An 18163-nucleotide genomic window follows, 5' to 3' on the forward strand; every position below is an offset into this window, starting at 1 on the left:
ATTGTTAAAGCGCTTGGGGAAACCTGAGCGTTTTGCTTTTAGTAGGTAAACTAGGTTGGACTTAGTAGAAAGAATGAATCAGATTACAGCGGGAGGAGGAGAGTTTTCACTCACTTTTTCTCTTCCTTTGCCAAAATTGCAGCCGCTTCAGTATCGTCGTATTGGCGAATGAGTTGTTTTAGATCGATCGTAAGCTGTTTTTGAATCTTCTGATAGGCAGGTTTGTCGTACAAATTATTCATTTCTTCGGGGTCTTTTTGGAGGTCGTACAACTCCCAAAACTCGCCATCTTTATAAAAACGAATCAGTTTATAGCGGTCGGTACGGATGCCAAAGTGCGTTTGTACGCTGTGCTCGGCGGGGTATTCGTAATAGTGGTAATAGGTTGATTTGCGCGCTTTTTTGCTGAAAAACGACTGTCCCTGCATATCAGCAGGAACACTCAGTCCTGCTTCTTGTAAAATAGTGGGGGCAAAATCGGTATTGTTATGAATCGCTCGGTCGATAGTCCCTGCTTTGATGCGTTTGGGATAGCGAATGAGCATCGGCATGTGGTGCGACTCTTCGTACATAAATCGCTTGTCGAACCAACCATGTTCGCCCAAATAAAACCCTTGGTCGGACGAATACACCACCAACGTATTTTCGGTCAAGCCTTTTTTGTCCAAGTAATCCAATACTTTTCCCACGTTACGGTCGAGCGAAAGAAGTGTTCCCAAATAATCTTGCATGTAGCGCTGGTATTTCCATTCGTCAAGTGCCCGTCCCGACAAATTTTGTTTCTTAAAATCAGCCGACACTTGGTCGTAGTAGGCGAGCCACGCCTTGCGTTGGGCGGGGTTCATGCGTTTCACAAAAGGGTCACTGCCCGCGTCCACTTTGAGGTCTTCCTTCAAACGCATGGTTTTGGTCACGGTCATGTCTTGGCGTTTGGCGGCAATCCGACCTTCGTACGAATCGTAAAAACTCTTAGGAAGGGGGAATTTTACGTGGTCGAATGCGCGCAAATCGGTCGTGTCAGGTTGCCAATTTCGGTGCGGACATTTGTGACCAATCACCAGACAAAACGGCTTTGAAGGGTCGCGGTCTTGGTCGAGCCAATGTAGTGCTTTTTCGGTAATAACGTCGGTGGCGTATCCTTCTTGGCGAACCGTTTTACCGCCCATTTCGATAAAATCAGGGTTGTAATAAGCGCCTTGCCCAGGCAATACCGACCAATAATCGAAGTACTGAGGGGTAGCTTCTAAATGCCATTTGCCAATCCAGCCCATTTGATAACCAGCGGCTTGGAGGTACTTAGGGTACATCGGTTGGCTTGCATCAAACTTTGTGAGGTTGTCGCGGTGGCCATTTTTGTGGCTATACTTTCCTGTCAACAACGTAGCACGGCTGGGGGCGCACAAGGAGTTGGTACAAAACATATTTTGGTACACGGCCCCCTCTTTGGCCAAGCGGTCGATGTTAGGCGTTTTGATGTAGGGACTTCCGTAAGCGCTGATGGCTTGCAAGGCGTGGTCGTCCGAAAACAGAATCAGGATGTTGGGGCGTTTATCTTTGGGCTTAAACGACAACAATCCCATGCCGAGTGTCAGCCCAAAGGCAATGACGATTAGGGCGGTCTTTTTCATTATTGTTTGAAGTTTATGGTTTGCTATTTTTTCGGTTTGCCCCTTGTTTCCCTGCTAGGTTGAACGCATTAAGTAGTTGCGTATAAATTTTAGGGTATTAGTAGTTTGTTATGCTTCTACGAAGCAAAAATCAAAAAAATATGCTTCTGCTACTACTACAAATGTTACGCCTCTACCGAGGCTACTTTGAATTACTCTAAAATTTTTGTTAATCTACTTAAAATACATAGTCAATATTCATTGATCCAGAGGAGCTACATCTTAGTAGGAAGAATGGATTCGATTAGAACCAAAGCCCCATCGGGGTGGCATCTTTCACTAAGATTTATCCTTGCTGAGGCTACTTTTTTAGTGCGATTAACCTGTTTTTTCGCAAAGTCTTAAGAGCCGCGAAGAGGTTTTACTCTTTGCTACTTATCAATCACAATTCCTTCAAAGTCAGTCAATTTAGAAAGTTTTAGCTCAAGTTGGCCATTTTTCCATGAATAAACGACGGGTTCTTTGCTGACCATCGAAAAAACCTTGGAAGGTTTGAACGGCGTTTGAATCCGAAAGCTTAGGTTAGCAATGGGCAGGGGAGCAAAATACGTATTTCCGCTAAAACCAGTAATATTCACCAAATGCAAAATCAGGCCATCGGAAACGTTTTTATTCCTGTTTTCGGGCGTGTTTTTGGTATATTCTTTCAAAATCACCTCTACGCGTTCGTGGGCATTGGTTTGTAATAATTCACCTGCTTCGGGATAAACGAGGTCGAGGGCATCGAGGAGAATGTTTTTGTGTTCTTCGTACCCGTGTAGGTAATAAAGCTTGCCCAGGTTGATGGGTAAAATCACGGCTTTGCTCCGCGCGTGTTGTTTTAGTCCCATCGCAAAATACCCCGTAGGTTCGTGACCTCCAATGATTTCGGGCGGGCCAGGGCGACCTTTGGAAAGAATGGGTAACAACCGCTGGTCGCTGCCTGAAAGGTCGTAAAGCCCTAGGCTAAACTTCCAAAACAACATCTTTTGCTTTGCAAAACGTCGGAATATTTGCTTGTTGTCGGGAGCAAGGTAAAAGCCACTGCCTTCGTGGTCTTTGTTGATGATTTTTGCGCCAAACAGCTCCTGCAAAGCCGCAGGGTTATCAAACATCGTTTGGTTGGTGGCAATGAGGTGAACTCCTTGTTGGGCTGCTTCTTTTAATACCTCAACAGCGGCTTTACTCAAGTACGTAATGTCGGGTAAAATCACCACTTTGTAGTTCTTGATTTTGGTCGCTAGGTGTTCAATTTGAGCGTCTTCGACAAGGTCAAAAGGCAAATGTGCTTCACGTAACATAAGCTGAATGCCACGGTATTCTTGCATCGGATTGCCGCTGGGCCATGCGCCGGGCGCGACCACCGCTATTTTGGCGACCGAACCATACTTCCCAAAATAAGGCTCAAATTTTTTGTGGTGCGCATAGATTTTCTTAATCACCTCGTAATTGCGTTCGTCTTCGTAGCCGCGCATGTCTCCCATCATACTAATGTCGAGGCCCGAGCCATTGGCAATATTTTCGTACAACCGAATGGATACTTCCTCTGGTTCCACGGCGTTATAGCGCGACTGAAACGAGATTTGCTGAATGCTGCTGTTGCTAATGATGTGGTTGGGGAAAGAGTTAGCCGCATTTCCGACGTTATCAGAGGCCGAGTAAGGCCAATACGGCAAACTATTGGTCTGTGATTCGTGGCGAATAATATCGACAAAGCGATCCATGTACGTGCAGATGGCAATCTGCTCATTTTTGGATTTGACAAGCTTGTGCAACCGCTCCGACCAATCTTCGACCGTGAATTTTTTAAAAGCGAGGTATTTTTGAAAAACGGGGTCCGCTTTGTTTTCCTCGGTGGGTAAGGTGAGGCCATTGCTATATTGCGCAAATCGCTTTTTATCCGCTTCGTTTTGGTCGATGCCGTGGTATTTACCTTCGTACGGATTATTGACTTGGTACCCAGGCATATTGAGAAAAATACCGTCGATGGGGTAGTTGTCAATGACCTCTTCAATAATTTTAAAAGCACACTCCTGAACGTAAGGCGCGTTGATGGACACTACATACATATCGGTATTGATGATGCGGTCGCCTTTGGGAGAAATATAACACCAGTCGGGATGGGCTTTGAAAATGCTTTCGTGAACGCGACTAAAGTCAAATCGAACAATGACCTTGATGCCTTTTTGATGACAACGGGCAACAACATCGCCCAGCATGTTGCCTTTCATGTAGGGATTGGTGTAATGAAACGGCAATTTGGTGGGATAAAACGCCATAATCCCGCCCGCATTAATAAGTAATGTATTGGCAGAGCACGCTTCCAAATCTTTCAGCAGTGAGTCGGCAGTGAGGGTAGCGGCTTCGTAGGCAGGTAAGTTGGTCTGGATGACGCGCAGGTTATTTCGCTTCCACCAAGGCAAATCGGCTGGCCATGCGCTCGCTTTTTGGGCAAAGCTTAGACCACTACATAAAATAAAAAACAGGCAAAAAGTAAATGATTTCAACATTGAAAGGAGGGGTTAATCATTTCTCAAAGCATTTTATGGGTAACGTTTACCTAACTCTTGCTTATGTATTGCATGTCGTATGCACACTCGGTCTGACTATCGTCTGACCGAGTGGTCTTTTTCTGTATTCGGTCAGACGATAGTCAGACCGAGTAGTCGTTTTAAGATTCTTTTATGAAAAAGCTATTTTTTGTAAGCATTTCCCTTTCGCTACTAGCTTTGTGTGCCTTTCAAGCACCGCGCAAAGCGCCCAATATTGTTTTTATGTTGGCTGACGACCTCGGTTGGGCCGATTTGGGATGTTACGGTAATACGTTTCACGAAACCCCTAATCTCAATCAGTTGGCGGCCGAGGGAGCGCAGTTTCAGCGAGCTTATGCGGCTTGTGCGGTTTGCTCGCCTACGAGAGCCTCCATCATGACAGGAAAATATCCCGCTCGTCTCAAAATCACCGATTGGATACCTGGGGTGGTGTATCCTTACGCCAAGTTTCAAACGGCCAAAATGCGCTACGAACTTCCTAAAGAGGAGGAAATCTTACCCGAAATTTTACACAAAAATGGCTATGCCACTTACCACGTGGGCAAGTGGCATTTGGGCGAAACCGAAGAGTTTTGGCCCCATAATCGAGGTTTTGATGTCAATATCGGGGGGCATTCGAAAGGACAACCTGGGTCGTATTTTTATCCCTACAAAAACGTGACGCCCACTGCCGATTATTCCGTGAAGTTTTTACCAGAAGGTGGAAAAGAAGGCGACTATCTTACCGATTTTTTGACGGATCATGCGCTAAAGTTGATTGAAAAACACGCCAATAGCACACAGCCTTTTTTCCTTAATATGAGTTACTACCAAGTACATACCCCTCTGCAAGGAAAACCCGATTACGTTAAAAAATACGAGGAAAAGAAAAAGACGTTGGGTGTCAGCAAGACTAATCCAATCTATGCCGCCATGATTCAGAGTTTGGACGAAAGTGTAGGCCGAATCTTAAAAAAACTGGACGAGTTGGGAATGCGTGAAAATACGATTGTAGTGTTCACGTCGGACAATGGGGGTTTGGTAGAAGTGGACGGAAACGCGCCTCTACGCGAAGGGAAAGGGTTCTATTACGAAGGGGGGATTCGAGTGCCGTTGCTAGTGCGTTATCCTGCAGTGACTGCGCCGCGTTCTACGCTGCAAGACGTTGTGGCTAGTATTGATTATGTGCCTACGCTCCTCGAATTGGCGCAGTTGACCAAGAAAAAAGACGTGGATGGACGGAGTTTTGTGTCCACTTTGAAAGGGAAATCTCCCAAGGAAACGCGTACTTTATACTGGCATTATCCCCATTATCATACGCCTCAACGCCCACCTACGGGAGCTGCAATGGAAGGAGACTACAAATTGATTGAGTTTTTGGGAGAAAATCGGTGGGAGTTGTACAACGTCCGTGAGGATGTTTCGGAACAACATAATTTAGTAAACGAAAAACCACAGCTAGTTCAGCAGTTACGCCAAAAACTCCAACGCTGGCAGGCAGCGATAGGAGCGATGTTTCCATCACCGAATCCCAACTACGACGCCGAGAAGCCCTTTCGCAACTCAATCACGGCTTGGAAAGGCGAGAATCGGTTGTAGAGGTAGGAGAGTAAGCATGGATTTTAGTATCTTTGTTTAGAGCTCAAATCAAAACTTCTTCTACTATGAAATACCTTTTATTGGTTTGGTGGCTCGCGTTCTCATTTGCGCTAAATGCGCAATCATATACCAATGCCGACTCAATCAAAATCTATCGGTTGCTTGCTGCTGCGGATGCCTCCGAAGAAATGTCACAAGCGTTACAGTTGGCAAAGCAGGCTTTGGATTTAAGCCAAAAAACGACGATGCTTCGCGGAGAGGGGTGGGCTAATTTGAAAATCGCTTTTTTGTTGGTGGAGCATACGCCGAATACCGATGTACGCCAATATTGGGACATCGGAAGCCGTATTGCGACTCAGCTCAACGATCCATTTATGTTTGGGATGGCCCAGGTTCAACAAGGGAAATACTGGATGTATAATAATGACTTGGTTAAGGCTGCGCAGTTTTATCAAAAAGCGCTTTCTACGTATTTTGAAAAAGAGCAATCTCAATATACAGCCGTGTTATACAATGATTTAGGTATGGTGGCGGGAAAACAAAATCAGCGCGACCTAGAAGCTGGCTGGTACCTAAAAGCTATGAAACTACATGAAAACTTGGGCAATTTGCACGGATGGGCCAATTCTGCAGGCAACTTAGCCAATACCTTTTTTCGGCTTGGGAACCAAACCGATGCCATCAAATATGCTAAAGAGGCATTGCGTGTGCATACCAAAAATAACAACGTTTCGGGGCTTGCGACGGTAGCGGGAAACTTGAGTACGATGTATGCTTCTTATAATCAGCTCGACTCGGCCGTGCTGTATCGTCAGAAGGCCATGAAGTATGCAGAAATCAATGGGCAAACAAAACACCTGATTCAAGGGCATCAAAATTTGGCATTGTTGTTTGATCGTCAACAAAAATACGCCGAGGCATTAAAGGCTATTCAACGGGCTATTGACCTTAGTCGTAGCACAAATGACCTAGTCAGTGTGGCAGCCAAGAGCCGTATTGCCGCCGAAATTTCGGCTAAAATGGGGGACACCCTAAAAATGAACCAATACTATGTTGAAGCTACCCAGTTGGCTGATTTGCTTCAACGAAAAGAGGTTTTGCGAGATGTTTATCTTAGTAAGTCAGCATTTTATGCCCGTACAAACGACTTTAAAAGGGCATTTGATTATTCGCTCAACTACCATTTTCTCAAAGACAGTTTAGAGGGGGTGTTGGTGAAAAACAATATCTCCGAATTGCAAATTAAGTATGAGTCGGAGCGGAAAGATTTTGAGATAGCGAAACTTAGTACCGAAAAACTCATTCGCCAATTAGAAATCGATAAACAAAAAGCCCTGATTGCGGGAAATCGACTGGAGGCACAACGTAAAGAAGATCAAATACAGCTACTAATTCAGCAACAAAAGCTTCGAGAGGCGGCGCTTCGCCAGCAAAAAGAGTTGTTTGAAAAACAACTCTTGATTACCAAAAATAAAGAACAAGAGCTCCAGTTGGCACGTCAGCGGTTGGAACTTACTCAAAAGGATAAAGAACTACAAGAGCGACAACTCCAGCGCCAGCGGCTGTTTCAGTTGGTAGGGGGCGGGGCGTTTCTTTTTATGGCTTTGCTGGCTTGGATTTTGTTTAATAGGTATCAACTCCGAAAGCAACTGCAAGAAAAAGAAGCATTGTTGGCCATTCGGAACAATATCTCGAAAGATTTACACGATGAGATAGGCTCTTCGCTGACCAATGTGAATATCTTGAATGAACTCACTAAACGCACCCTCTCAACACCCCTACAAGCCCAAGAATACTTGCAACAAGCGGGCGAGAGTATTCAGCAAATCAGTGAAAGTTTGGGGGATATTGTGTGGAATATTAATCCTGAATACGACGACCTTCAAAAAATCCTGATTCGTATGCGGCGCTATGCGTCGGATATGCTCGATGGAGCCAATATTTTCTATCACTTGGAGTTTCCTGACGAGTCAAGCCATTTTAAACTTCCCATGAATAAGCGACGGGATTTTTATTTGCTGTACAAAGAAGCAATCAATAACATGGTCAAATATTCTAAGGCAACAAAAGCCGTGGTGCGACTTACATTGGCGGAAAACGAGTTGTCTTTGTTGGTACAAGACAATGGCATTGGGTTTGATGGACAGACAGTACGGAAAGGAAATGGAATCAATAACATGCACTACCGCGCCGAATTGCTCAAAAGTAACCTCAAAATTCAATCTCAGCCCCAGCAAGGGACCACCATTGAGCTGGTGATGAAAGTATAACCTCCAGCGGAAATCACCCAAACGGGTACTTTACAAAGCCAACAAAGCTTACTATTTTTGTGTATGGCAACATCTTTACTCATTTTTGAAGACAACAATCAACTTCGTCAGTCGCTGCAACTGCTGCTCAACGACGGGTTGTTTTTCAACGTCAAGGCGGCGTTTGACAACTGCTTACGCGCAGCTGAAGAGGTACAATTGTGCCAGCCCGATTTGGTGATTATGGACATTGACATGCCAGGTCGGAGTGGTGTAGAGGGGCTGAAAGCCATTAAGGCAACCCGCCCACATACCAAAATCATTATGTTTACGGTGTTTGATGACGACGAGCAGATTTTTGAGTGTATCTGTGCAGGGGCGGATGGATATTTGCTTAAACATACCCCACCTGCCCGTTTGATAGCGGCTTTGCAAGAAGCCATGGAAGGAGGTTCGCCGATGAGTCCGCAGGTAGCGAGTAAAATTTTTCAGTACTTCCGAAAAGAAGCCAAACCCGCACCCGATTATAATTTGTCGGAACGAGAAAAGGAAATTCTTCAATTGCTTATTAAAGGGTACGGTTACAAAATGATTGCTGCTGAATGCTTTATCTCTTTGGATACGGTTAAAAAACACTTGAAAAATATTTATACCAAACTCCACGTTTCTTGTGGCACTGAGGCGGTGGCAAAGGCCCTAAAAGAAAAAATAGTAGCGGTATAGCCTACGCTTATGGGCGCAAAAAGCCGTCAGGGTATCTATCCCTGACGGCTTTTTGCTTTTAAAAATCACCCGAAAAGGTAATTGACGAGCGTGCGTTGACCCACTACCTTTGACCCAACAATTCAACGCAACTTATTGATTATCATGAAAAAGCTAACAATCATTTCGCTCGCATTAGGTCTTTTGATGAACACGGAGGCCGCTGTTGCCCAAGAGTCTGTCATTCAATCGACAGCCCTTAAACTTCCCGTTGGAACGTTTGCTAATATGAAACGTACGACATTCGATCCTACCAAACACGGCTTCAAATTTTCCAACGAATTTCAGACCCAAATTCAAATTGCGGGTCTCAATGGCCCTCGTTTTGGCGGACTATGCGGTGGCATGGTTTATTCGGCACTTGATTACTACAAAACAAACGAACCCATTCCTGCACAAACGCACCGCCCCGCGTCAGGTACGACGTTGCATCAGTATATTCTAACCCGCCAAAACAACTCTACCCTGCTTAACTCAAATGGAGGCTCTAACGCCGACAAATGGGCGGAGTTGATTCTTAATCCGTTTGGCTGGCGAACCAATGAGTTCTTTAATTGGGGATTGCAGGGAAGCAACGGAGGAAGAGTGCAAGAATTGGTCGAAATGATGCGTTCGGGCAGCCCTGTGCCGTTGGGCTTATTCAAAGATGGCAACGGTGGCGTAGGTCCGCACCATCAAGTATTGGCCATTGGGTATGATTTAGGGCGTTACAAAGGAGATTTGGGGGACTATAAAGAAGACTTCAAAATCTTTATCTATGACCCCAATTACCCCAACCAAACCATGACGTTACGGGTAAACCCTGCTGCACAAAATTACTACTATCAAGAACGCCCCGATAATAAATGGCTGACCTATTTTGTGGATAAAAAATACACCGTTGCTCGTCCACCAGCTATTTCTTCCACTCCTTTGGCCAATGATGGGCTGGTACGTCAATTACTCATTGAAATCGGGACGGGAGGCGACGATTTGCGCGGTGGCAATGACAACGTAAATGTGATAGTAAAATACACAGATGGCTCAACGGATATATATCCTACGGTCAATAAACGTGTTCGTTGGATGGATAATTACAAAGAAGCTGTTTTGCTTTCGTTGCGCCGAGCGGCTCCATTGGGTCAAATTAAATGTGTGATGCTGCAAACCACCTTTGGAGGAGGAATTGGCGGCGACAACTGGAATGTGGACTTGCTTCGTATTGTGGCAAAAAGCAGTGATCAAGAACGGGTTGTGTTTGCCCAAACGGGTAGCCCTCTGGTACGTTTTGACGGAAATAACCGCCCATTTGAAGCTGTTTTACGCTAATTAACCCTAAAGACCCAATTCAAATGAAACGCTTTCAATTTTTCAGCTGTGTGCTTTTAAACGTTTTTTTGGGAGCTACGGCTTTGGCCCAGTCGCCCGACAGTCGTATTTGCAATTGCTTCTCCGATGCTGTCTCTGCTGACGTGATGACAGGAACAAAAGCAATTTATGGGTCTGTAGGAATAATGGTGTCGCGCAACATGGAATTGCCGCCCAGTCCTACCCAAGTAGTGAGGTTTAGTATGCCCATACTGCCGCTACGTTCTGACTGTCAAGCGTATTATACCATGTATATTACTACAAGTCATAATAAGGTAATTTACAACGTTACCTCCACCCAGAATGTCCAGAAGTACATTTTTCAGAATGGAAATGAAACGTACAATGTACAACTGCTTGTCACTGGAAAATCTGCTACTGGAGGTGACGGTAATTGCAGTCGCTCTATTCGATTTACGGTCAAACCACGCAGCTTAGTCCCTCGTTCATAACAACCTCTTAGCTTTTAATTTCTATGAAAACGATTGTTCAAACGGGTTTGGTGTTATTGATTAGCACCTCCCTTTTCGCCCAGACGCAGTCGCCCAATAAGCTTGTTTTGGGGGCAGAAAAAGTAAATCAACAAGCCACAAAAACGGCGTATGTTGCCCAAGAAGTTAGCAATCAGCTTCATAATGCTGGGCAGCAAGTCTATGCAACGGCCACAAACGTCAAATCCATCATTGCACTGTTTGATCCCATACGGCAGCTGCATCGTAAGCGAAAAAAAACGGGTGATTCTACCACAACACTGGAGCCCGAAGTCGTACCAGTTGAGGTTTTGGTGACTTCTACGGCCACTCCAATGGCTCAATCACCCACTTTGGTGGAAGCTGTGTCGCCTGCTTTGGATAATGTAAATGCAGTTGCCTTTGTCCCCGAAAATCATCTTTACAATCCAGATGGGTCGGCCAATTTGGGTAACCAAAACCATGAACAATTTGGATGTTATCTGGATATGATGCGTGGCCAAATTCTCGACGGTATAACGGTCGCTACAGAAACACAGTCGGTCGATCTCATTTTTGCCGCTACGGATTATTTCAATAGTCAATTGCCTATGTATGCGTTACTTACGCCGAGTTATGTCAAAAATGAGCTGGCGGCCAACTATTATTTTCGAGGCCCGAATTACAAGGATGCCAATGTCCCTCCTAAAACATGGCCCAAAGTCAATGAAAGTGAAATTGCGTTGACGACGATTTCGCCTGTGCAGTTTGAACGTATTCAAAACAACAATCAATTGGCAGCGATTGTACAGCAAACCCAAGGCTTTAAAAGCTACTTCGAGAGCCGTACCAAGCTCACAGGAAAAACCTTCGCAGTCAAAACCGAAATGGGAAACCGCACTTGCTATGGGTTGCTGTATGTGGTGGAACACCTTGGCACAACAGGCACAAATGGTTTCCTCAAAGTCAGGCTAAAAGTGACAGGATTTGATGCCAACAGCGATGGTTATCCCGATGCGGCGATGTACCTCTCAAAATAATTACTAACTCATTTATTTTTAACTTTTTACTACATACTCCCATGAAACCCTCATTCATTCACGTACTCATAGTGCTTTTTGCATTTTCAATTCCTACATTTTCTCAAACAGGACGCATACAGCCCAAGCTTGCTGATGCCAGTGCGGCGGTGGTTCGTGGGGCTAGTACAGGCAGATTGGGGTCTATTGATCCTGCCGTGACCGATATTTCTTTTAGGTACCTAAAACCTACTACGGGTGACAAAATACAGGTGGTAGTGACGGTCAAAAACCTTGGTTTGATGAATTACGAAAGTGGAATCAATCAGCAGAACGTTCAACTCTGGGAGGAATACAGTGGCTCCAATCGAAAAATGGTAAAATTATTTCCATTCCAAAACCTCAATGCCAGTGCTTCTTTTAGTTTTTCGTACGAACGGCCTGTTTTTAAACCCAGTGAGGAGTTCCCTCCCCACTACAAGGCTATGATTGTGTACGAACCCGATATATTGAGTGATAACAACACCAAAAACGACGACTCAAACGCTGTCAATAATAGCTTGACCAAAAATCCGAGAGATTGATCAGTAGTAGTAAAGCGTGTGCTTTCGGTTACTCCTAACCGAAAACCGAGGTTTCTCAAAACCTCGTGGAGGCGCTTTTGAGGCTTTAATATTTTTCTAATGTAGAAATATGGGCATTGCTTGGTAAATTGGGGCGTTGAAGTCACTTTTAGTATAAACTCTGACCCATGTCCAAACGCTTTTTAGGGCTGCTACTGTTCTTTATGGGTAGCCTACACACCACTATTTCGGCGCAAGTGTCGGCCAGTCACGACCTTGTTTTTGATAAACTTCCGACGCGTTGGGACGAAGCACTGCCGTTGGGTAACGGCTTTGTGGGAGAGCTGATTTGGCAAAAAGACGATAAGCTACGTTTTTCACTCGACCATGCCGAACTTTGGGATTTACGCCCCATGGAAGGCATGAAAAAGCCCGAGTTTACTTACAAGTGGGTGCAAGAGCAAATCAAAAAAAATAACTACAAAACGGTTCAACAATACGGGGACGTACCCTACGAAAAAGAACCTGCTCCCAGCAAAATCCCTGGAGCAGCCCTCGAAATAGCTTCAAAAGAATGGGGAGCGGTGACAAGCGCACGGGTGGACATTCAGCGCGCCGTGGCAGAAGTTAAATGGGCCAATGGAGCGCGCCTTACCTCCTTCGTTCATGCCAATTTACCATTTGGGTATTTTCGATTGGAGGGCGTCAAAGAGGTTGATATTCAGCTGTTGGCTCCCAAATACGAAGGCGAAGTGGACAAAACAGCTGGCGGTTCGGTAGCGGGTGATGACTTGGCGCGTTTGGGGTACAAGCAAGGAAAAGTAAAACAAAACTCAAAGTCGGCTACGTACCGTCAAAAGGGCTGGGGAGAATTTGAATACGAAGTGAGCGTTCGTTGGAAAGAAATAGCCGCTAATACGTGGGAAGGTGTGTGGAGTATTTCGGCGCACTACCCCAACAACCCCAAAACACCTGCCAACGAGCTGACGGCCACCGCTATGCCATACGAAAAAGCGATGCTTCCGCACTTGAGTTGGTGGAAAAATTTTTGGGGAAAATCGAGCCTCAAATTGCCCGACCCGTTGCTCGAAAAACAATACTACCTCGAACAATACAAGTTTGGAAGTACAGCCCGCAAAGGAGCGCCACCGATTTCGCTGCAAGCTGTGTGGACGGCCGACAATGGTCGCCTTCCGCCCTGGAAAGGGGATTTTCACCATGACCTCAACACCCAGCTGAGTTACTGGCCAAGCTATGCCGCCAACCACCTCGATGAAGCGATGGGCTACCTCGACCACCTCGACGCTAACCGCGCGGCGTACCGTGAATACACCAAATGGTTTTTTCAAACGGATGGTATCAACGTCCCAGGCGTAACCACGCTTACGGGCGTGCCCATGGGAGGTTGGATTCAGTATTCGTTTTCTCCAACGGTGTCGGCTTGGTTGTCGCAGCATTTTTATCTTCAGTGGCGCTACAGCATGGATCGCCGTTTTTTGCAAGAACGGGCGTATCCGTGGTTCAAACAAGTTGCCACTTTCCTCGAAAAAAATACCATTCTCAACGACGATTGGAAACGCCAACTGCCGATAGGTTCTAGCCCCGAAATCAACGACAACCGAGTGACGGCTTGGTTTTCGGAAAATACCAATTACGATTTGTCGTTGATGCGCTTTGCGTTTGGCAAAGCCGAAGAATTGGCTACCGAGCTCAATTTGACGCAGGACATGGCCCGTTGGAAAAAATTGAATAAACAAATGGCCGATTATGCCTTGTCAGATAGCTTGGAATTGAAGGTGTCGCCGTCGATGCCGTATTCGCAATCGCACCGCCATTTTTCGCACATGATGGCGATTCATCCGTTGGGGGATATTCAGTGGGAAAAGGGCGAACGCGACCAAAAAATCATCCAAAAAAGCATAGCCTTACTCGACTCCATTGGCCCCGATTGGTGGTGTGGATACTCTTACGCTTGGCTAGGAAGCCTGAAAGCCCGTGCCAAAGACGGCGCAGGAGCGGCGAAAACCCTCCGAACGTTTGCCTCGGCTTTTTGTTTGCCCAACTCGTTTCACGCCAATGGTGATCAAACCAAATCGGGTTTGTCCAAATTTACCTATCGTCCGTTTACGTTGGAAGGGAATTTTGCGTTTGCGGCGGGCGTTCAAGAAATGCTTTTGCAGAGTTATTCGGGAGTCATCAACGTTTTTCCTGCCGTTCCTGCCGACTGGGCGGAAGCGTCTTTTCGTGACCTACGCGCGGAGGGGGCGTTTTTGGTAAGTGCTACTCGGACGGGCGGAAATGTGGACGAAATTCAGCTGTATTCAGAAAAAGGCGGGGTGGCTCGTCTGAAATTACCTTTCAAAACGCATCTTGTCAAGATGCAACAAGGAATGATTGTGAAACAAATTGACGAAACCGAAATTGAAATAGTAGCACAAAAAGGGGGAAAGATAGTATTGAAAAATGGCTACGAATAGGCCAGCATAAAAATATGACGATTTGTCCGTAACTTTGCCAGCCTTTAAACGAGCGATTATTGAATATGTATTCCCCAAAACCACTTATATTGGTCAGCAATGACGACGGTATTACCTCATTAGGAATCAGGACGTTAGTAGAAGTAATGCAGGAGTTAGGAGAAGTGGTGGTTGTAGCCCCCGATAGCCCTCAGTCGGGCATGGGACACGCCATCACCATCGGAGAGCCGCTTCGACTACATGCTACTCCCATTTTTGAAGGCGTAAAAGCCTACGAATGCAGCGGCACCCCTGCCGATTGTGTGAAACTAGGCAAGCACTATGTCCTCAAAGATCGTACGCCTGACTTGGTCGTAAGTGGTATCAATCACGGTTCAAATACGTCAATAAGTGTCTTGTACTCAGGGACAATGTCGGCGGCGATTGAAGGAGCCATCGAAGGAATCCCGTCGATTGGTTTTTCGCTTTGCGACTTTGCGGCCGATGCTGATTTTTCTCACGTAAAGCCGTTTATTAAGCAAATCGCGAGCAACGTCCTTACAAACGGACTACCAAAAGGGGTAGCGCTCAACGTTAATTTCCCGAAAAAATCGGAAGAAACATTGAAGGGAGTGCGTATTTGTCGCCAAACCAACGGCAAATGGCAAGAAGAATTTGACAAAAGAAAAGACCCACACGGCCGTAGCTATTTTTGGCTATCGGGCAATTTCGTAAATTTCGACGCAGGTCAAGAAGATACCTGTGAGTGGGCATTAGAAAACAACTACGTGTCGGTAGTTCCGTGCCAATATGATTTAACAGCCTACGAAACCATGAAGCTCATGCAGCAATGGCAATTCTAGTCTAACCTATAAAGAAAGATACACAACACTAAAAACCCCTGATAGCATGGCACTTTTGGGAAACTTGTTAAAAGGAGGAATCAAGCTCTCAACTCGTATTCAGAAAGAAAATGTAGATTTTGCTAACATACAGCGGAAAACCCTCAGCAAGCTGCTTGCCAAGGCTCGTTATACGCAGTTTGGTGAAAAATACCAGTTTGAGGACATTCTCAACGCAGCCGTTTTTGACGAAAGCAAAACTTTTTACGAAAAATATAAGGAATTTGTTCCCGTTCACAACTACGAGAAAATCTACCGTGAGTGGTGGGATAAAGCGCGTGAAGGCGAGAAAAACGTTTGCTGGCCTGGACGGGTCAAGTATTTTGCGTTGAGCTCAGGAACGTCCGAAGCTGCTTCAAAATACATTCCCGTGACGAAAGCCATGGCCAAGTCGTTTCGTAATACGAGTTTGCGCCAAATTTTTTCGCTGGGTCGCTACGAAGAAATTCCGAGCGATTTGTACGAAAAAAGTTTCTTCCTCGTCGGCGGAAGCATCGACCTGACGGCCATCGACGAAGGCCGTTTTGAGGGAGATGTAAGCGGTATCAACGCCAAAAACATTCCTTTTTGGTTTGAACGCTACTACAAGCCAGGGCGGGAGATTGCCCGTGAACGCGATTGGTCGCGCAAGCTCGAAAAGATTGTGGAAGAAGCCCCGAGCTGGGACATAGGCTTCATGGCAGGCGTACCCGCGTGGCTTCAAATTATCATGGAAAAAATCATCGAGCGGTATAACCTCGATACCATCCACGATATTTGGCCCAATCTCACCGTTTTTGGTCACGGAGGGGTATCGTTTGAACCTTACCGTGCTGGTTTTGAGAAGCTTTTGGCTCGGCCGTTGATTTACATTGATACCTATTTGGCTTCGGAAGGCTTTATCGCTTTCCAAAACCGCCCGCACGCAGATGGGATGCGCTTGGTGCTCGACAATGGCATTTTCTACGAATTTGTGCCTTTCAACGATAAAAACTTCAACGAAGACGGTGAGCTTATCTGCAACCCCGAAACGCTGATGATTGACGAAGTGGAAGAGGGCGTGGACTACGCACTTTTGCTTTCTACTTGCTCGGGGGCGTGGCGTTATTTGATTGGCGATACGGTAAAGTTTGTCAACAAAGAACGCGCCGAAATCGCCGTAACGGGTCGTACAAAGCATTACTTGAGCCTTTGTGGTGAACACCTTTCGGTCGAAAACATGAACAAGGCCATTGAGCTCACCGCCGAAGAACTCGACATTACCATCAAAGAATTTACGGTGGCGGGTGTTCGTTCCGATTCGTTGTTTGCGCACCATTGGTACATCGGCACCGACGATCACGTAGCGCCCGAAGTGTTGCGCGAAAAAATAGATGGACACCTTAAAGTTTTGAACGATGACTACGTGGTAGAGCGTCGTCATGCGTTGAAAGATGTATTGGTGACGGTCGTTCCTTCCAGTACGTTTTACGGTTGGCTCGAAGCCAAAGGGAAAATGGGAGGACAAAACAAAGTCCCACGCGTATTGAAGAAAAACTTACTAACCGACTGGGAAAGCTACCTCCAAAAGCAAGGATTAGCAGTGAGTGGATAGTGTGGAGGGTTGCTTACAACCCGACCTGTTATCCTAAGGTATTGCCAATAATACATATAAAAAGATAGCAACTCCTAAGTATACACCATTTGAACATGATACCTACCCTTAGCATTATCCAAGCCGCTCACGAGCGCATTCGTCCGCACGTACACCGCACGCCCGTGCTTACGTGCCAAACGATTAACCGAATGAGCGGGGCTGAGATTTATTTTAAGTGCGAAAATTTTCAAAAAATTGGCGCCTTTAAAGCCCGTGGAGGGGTAAATGCGGTATTATCATTAAGTCCAACGGAGTTAAAAAACGGGGTGACAACGCATTCGTCGGGCAATCACGCCCAGGCGATTGCGTATGCGGCAGGGCTGGTAGGAACGAAGGCGTACATTGTGATGCCTCGCACGGCTCCCCAAGTCAAAAAAGACGCCGTACGTGGCTACGGTGCCGAAGTAATCGAATGTGAACCCACGCTCGAAGCCCGCGAAAGCACCGTGGACGAAGTGATTGCCAAATACGGTGCGACAATGATTCACCCCTTCAACGACTATCGCGTTATTGCAGGACAAGCCACTGCTACGAAAGAACTTATCGAAGACCACGGGGCGTTTGATACCGTGATGGCACCCGTGGGCGGCGGCGGGCTCCTCAGTGGTACAGCTTTGGCGGCACATTATCTTTGCCCCACGGCGGAGGTAGTTGCGGGTGAGCCCGAAGGGGCAGGTGATGCCGTTTTGTCGTTCAAATCGGGCAGAATTGAAAAAGCGCCGTACATCAATACTATTGCCGACGGTTTATTGACGAACTTAGGCGATAAGACGTTAGAAATCATTCGTTTACACGTCAAAGATATTCTTCTTACGTCCGACCCCGAAATCATCGCTGCCATGCGGTTGATTTGGGAACGGATGAAAATTGTCATTGAACCTTCTTGCGCCGTACCTTTTGCGGCCTTGCTTCGTAACAAAGAACGCTTTGCGGGCAAAAAAGTAGGCATTATCCTCACGGGTGGCAACGTTGACTTGGGGAAATTACCGTTTTGAGAGAAGGGATTTCAAAAAAGAGCGAGTAGT

Annotated in this window: 13 protein-coding genes; 11 read left to right on the top strand and 2 right to left on the bottom strand. The window is 46.1% G+C overall.

Annotated features, from left to right (window positions below):
* Positions 1 to 110 precede the first annotated feature (110 nt).
* Both K339_RS0131185 and K339_RS0131190 read right to left on the bottom strand, forming a co-directional pair.
* A complete protein-coding gene (locus K339_RS0131185; protein WP_037302380.1) occupies positions 111 to 1628 on the bottom strand; it encodes a sulfatase family protein in 1518 nt (505 codons plus the stop codon).
* Between the two features lie 410 nt (positions 1629 to 2038).
* Positions 2039 to 4156 (bottom strand): alpha-amylase family protein, encoded by a 2118-nt coding sequence (locus K339_RS0131190; RefSeq protein WP_028527094.1) that lies wholly within the window; start codon positions 4154 to 4156, stop codon positions 2039 to 2041.
* A gap of 174 nt (positions 4157 to 4330) precedes the next feature.
* Here K339_RS0131190 and K339_RS0131195 point away from each other — a divergent pair, with 174 nt between their 5' ends.
* The 11 genes from K339_RS0131195 (at position 4331) to K339_RS0131245 (ending at position 18133) form a co-directional block, all read left to right on the top strand.
* Positions 4331 to 5776, top strand: a complete 1446-nt coding sequence (locus K339_RS0131195) for a sulfatase (RefSeq protein ID WP_028527095.1) — start codon at positions 4331 to 4333, stop codon at positions 5774 to 5776.
* A gap of 65 nt (positions 5777 to 5841) precedes the next feature.
* Positions 5842 to 8046 carry an ATP-binding protein gene (locus K339_RS0131200; RefSeq protein ID WP_028527096.1) on the top strand — a complete coding sequence of 735 codons (2205 nt, stop codon included), beginning with the start codon at positions 5842 to 5844 and terminating at the stop codon, positions 8044 to 8046.
* 63 nt (positions 8047 to 8109) lie between these two features.
* Positions 8110 to 8748 carry a response regulator gene (locus tag K339_RS0131205; RefSeq protein WP_028527097.1) on the top strand — a complete coding sequence of 213 codons (639 nt, stop codon included), beginning with the start codon at positions 8110 to 8112 and terminating at the stop codon, positions 8746 to 8748.
* A 144-nt stretch (positions 8749 to 8892) separates the two neighbouring features.
* Entirely contained in the window at positions 8893 to 10095 is a 1203-nt protein-coding gene (locus tag K339_RS0131210) for a hypothetical protein (RefSeq protein ID WP_028527098.1), read from the top strand.
* A 23-nt stretch (positions 10096 to 10118) separates the two neighbouring features.
* Positions 10119 to 10586: a hypothetical protein gene (locus K339_RS0131215; protein ID WP_028527099.1), complete on the top strand. Its 468-nt coding sequence runs from the start codon at positions 10119 to 10121 to the stop codon at positions 10584 to 10586.
* A gap of 23 nt (positions 10587 to 10609) precedes the next feature.
* The gene (locus K339_RS0131220) at positions 10610 to 11623 is read left to right on the top strand and encodes a hypothetical protein (RefSeq protein WP_028527100.1); all 1014 of its coding nucleotides are present in this window, start codon (positions 10610 to 10612) and stop codon (positions 11621 to 11623) included.
* 41 nt (positions 11624 to 11664) lie between these two features.
* Positions 11665 to 12186, top strand: coding sequence for a hypothetical protein (locus K339_RS0131225; RefSeq protein ID WP_028527101.1), 522 nt, complete (start codon positions 11665 to 11667; stop codon positions 12184 to 12186).
* A gap of 167 nt (positions 12187 to 12353) precedes the next feature.
* Positions 12354 to 14642, top strand: a complete 2289-nt coding sequence (locus K339_RS0131230) for a glycosyl hydrolase family 95 catalytic domain-containing protein (protein WP_028527102.1) — start codon at positions 12354 to 12356, stop codon at positions 14640 to 14642.
* A 65-nt stretch (positions 14643 to 14707) separates the two neighbouring features.
* Positions 14708 to 15484, top strand: coding sequence for a 5'/3'-nucleotidase SurE (surE, locus tag K339_RS0131235; protein WP_028527103.1), 777 nt, complete (start codon positions 14708 to 14710; stop codon positions 15482 to 15484).
* A gap of 46 nt (positions 15485 to 15530) precedes the next feature.
* The gene (locus K339_RS0131240) at positions 15531 to 17096 is read left to right on the top strand and encodes a GH3 family acyl-acid amido synthetase (protein ID WP_028527104.1); all 1566 of its coding nucleotides are present in this window, start codon (positions 15531 to 15533) and stop codon (positions 17094 to 17096) included.
* Positions 17097 to 17191: 95 nt separating this feature from the next.
* A complete protein-coding gene (locus K339_RS0131245) occupies positions 17192 to 18133 on the top strand; it encodes a threonine ammonia-lyase (RefSeq protein WP_037302382.1) in 942 nt (313 codons plus the stop codon).
* Positions 18134 to 18163: the final 30 nt, after the last annotated feature.

Origin of the sequence: Runella limosa DSM 17973 (assembly GCF_000482465.1) — a bacterium.
In the GTDB taxonomy this organism is placed as follows: Bacteria; Bacteroidota; Bacteroidia; order Cytophagales; family Spirosomataceae; genus Runella; species Runella limosa.

Bases quoted from the DNA above. Each gene is read 5' to 3' on its own strand.
- K339_RS0131220 (WP_028527100.1), top strand. From the start codon at position 10,610: ATGAAAACGATTGTTCAAACGGGTTTGGTGTTATTGATTAGCACCTCC.
- K339_RS0131205 (WP_028527097.1), top strand. From the start codon at position 8,110: ATGGCAACATCTTTACTCATTTTTGAAGACAACAATCAACTTCGTCAG.
- K339_RS0131200 (WP_028527096.1), top strand. From the start codon at position 5,842: ATGAAATACCTTTTATTGGTTTGGTGGCTCGCGTTCTCATTTGCGCTA.
- K339_RS0131210 (WP_028527098.1), top strand. From the start codon at position 8,893: ATGAAAAAGCTAACAATCATTTCGCTCGCATTAGGTCTTTTGATGAAC.
- K339_RS0131195 (WP_028527095.1), top strand. From the start codon at position 4,331: ATGAAAAAGCTATTTTTTGTAAGCATTTCCCTTTCGCTACTAGCTTTG.
- K339_RS0131245 (WP_037302382.1), top strand. From the start codon at position 17,192: ATGATACCTACCCTTAGCATTATCCAAGCCGCTCACGAGCGCATTCGT.
- K339_RS0131185 (WP_037302380.1), bottom strand. From the start codon at position 1,628: ATGAAAAAGACCGCCCTAATCGTCATTGCCTTTGGGCTGACACTCGGC.
- K339_RS0131190 (WP_028527094.1), bottom strand. From the start codon at position 4,156: ATGTTGAAATCATTTACTTTTTGCCTGTTTTTTATTTTATGTAGTGGT.
- K339_RS0131225 (WP_028527101.1), top strand. From the start codon at position 11,665: ATGAAACCCTCATTCATTCACGTACTCATAGTGCTTTTTGCATTTTCA.
- K339_RS0131230 (WP_028527102.1), top strand. From the start codon at position 12,354: ATGTCCAAACGCTTTTTAGGGCTGCTACTGTTCTTTATGGGTAGCCTA.
- K339_RS0131215 (WP_028527099.1), top strand. From the start codon at position 10,119: ATGAAACGCTTTCAATTTTTCAGCTGTGTGCTTTTAAACGTTTTTTTG.
- K339_RS0131240 (WP_028527104.1), top strand. From the start codon at position 15,531: ATGGCACTTTTGGGAAACTTGTTAAAAGGAGGAATCAAGCTCTCAACT.
- surE (WP_028527103.1), top strand. From the start codon at position 14,708: ATGTATTCCCCAAAACCACTTATATTGGTCAGCAATGACGACGGTATT.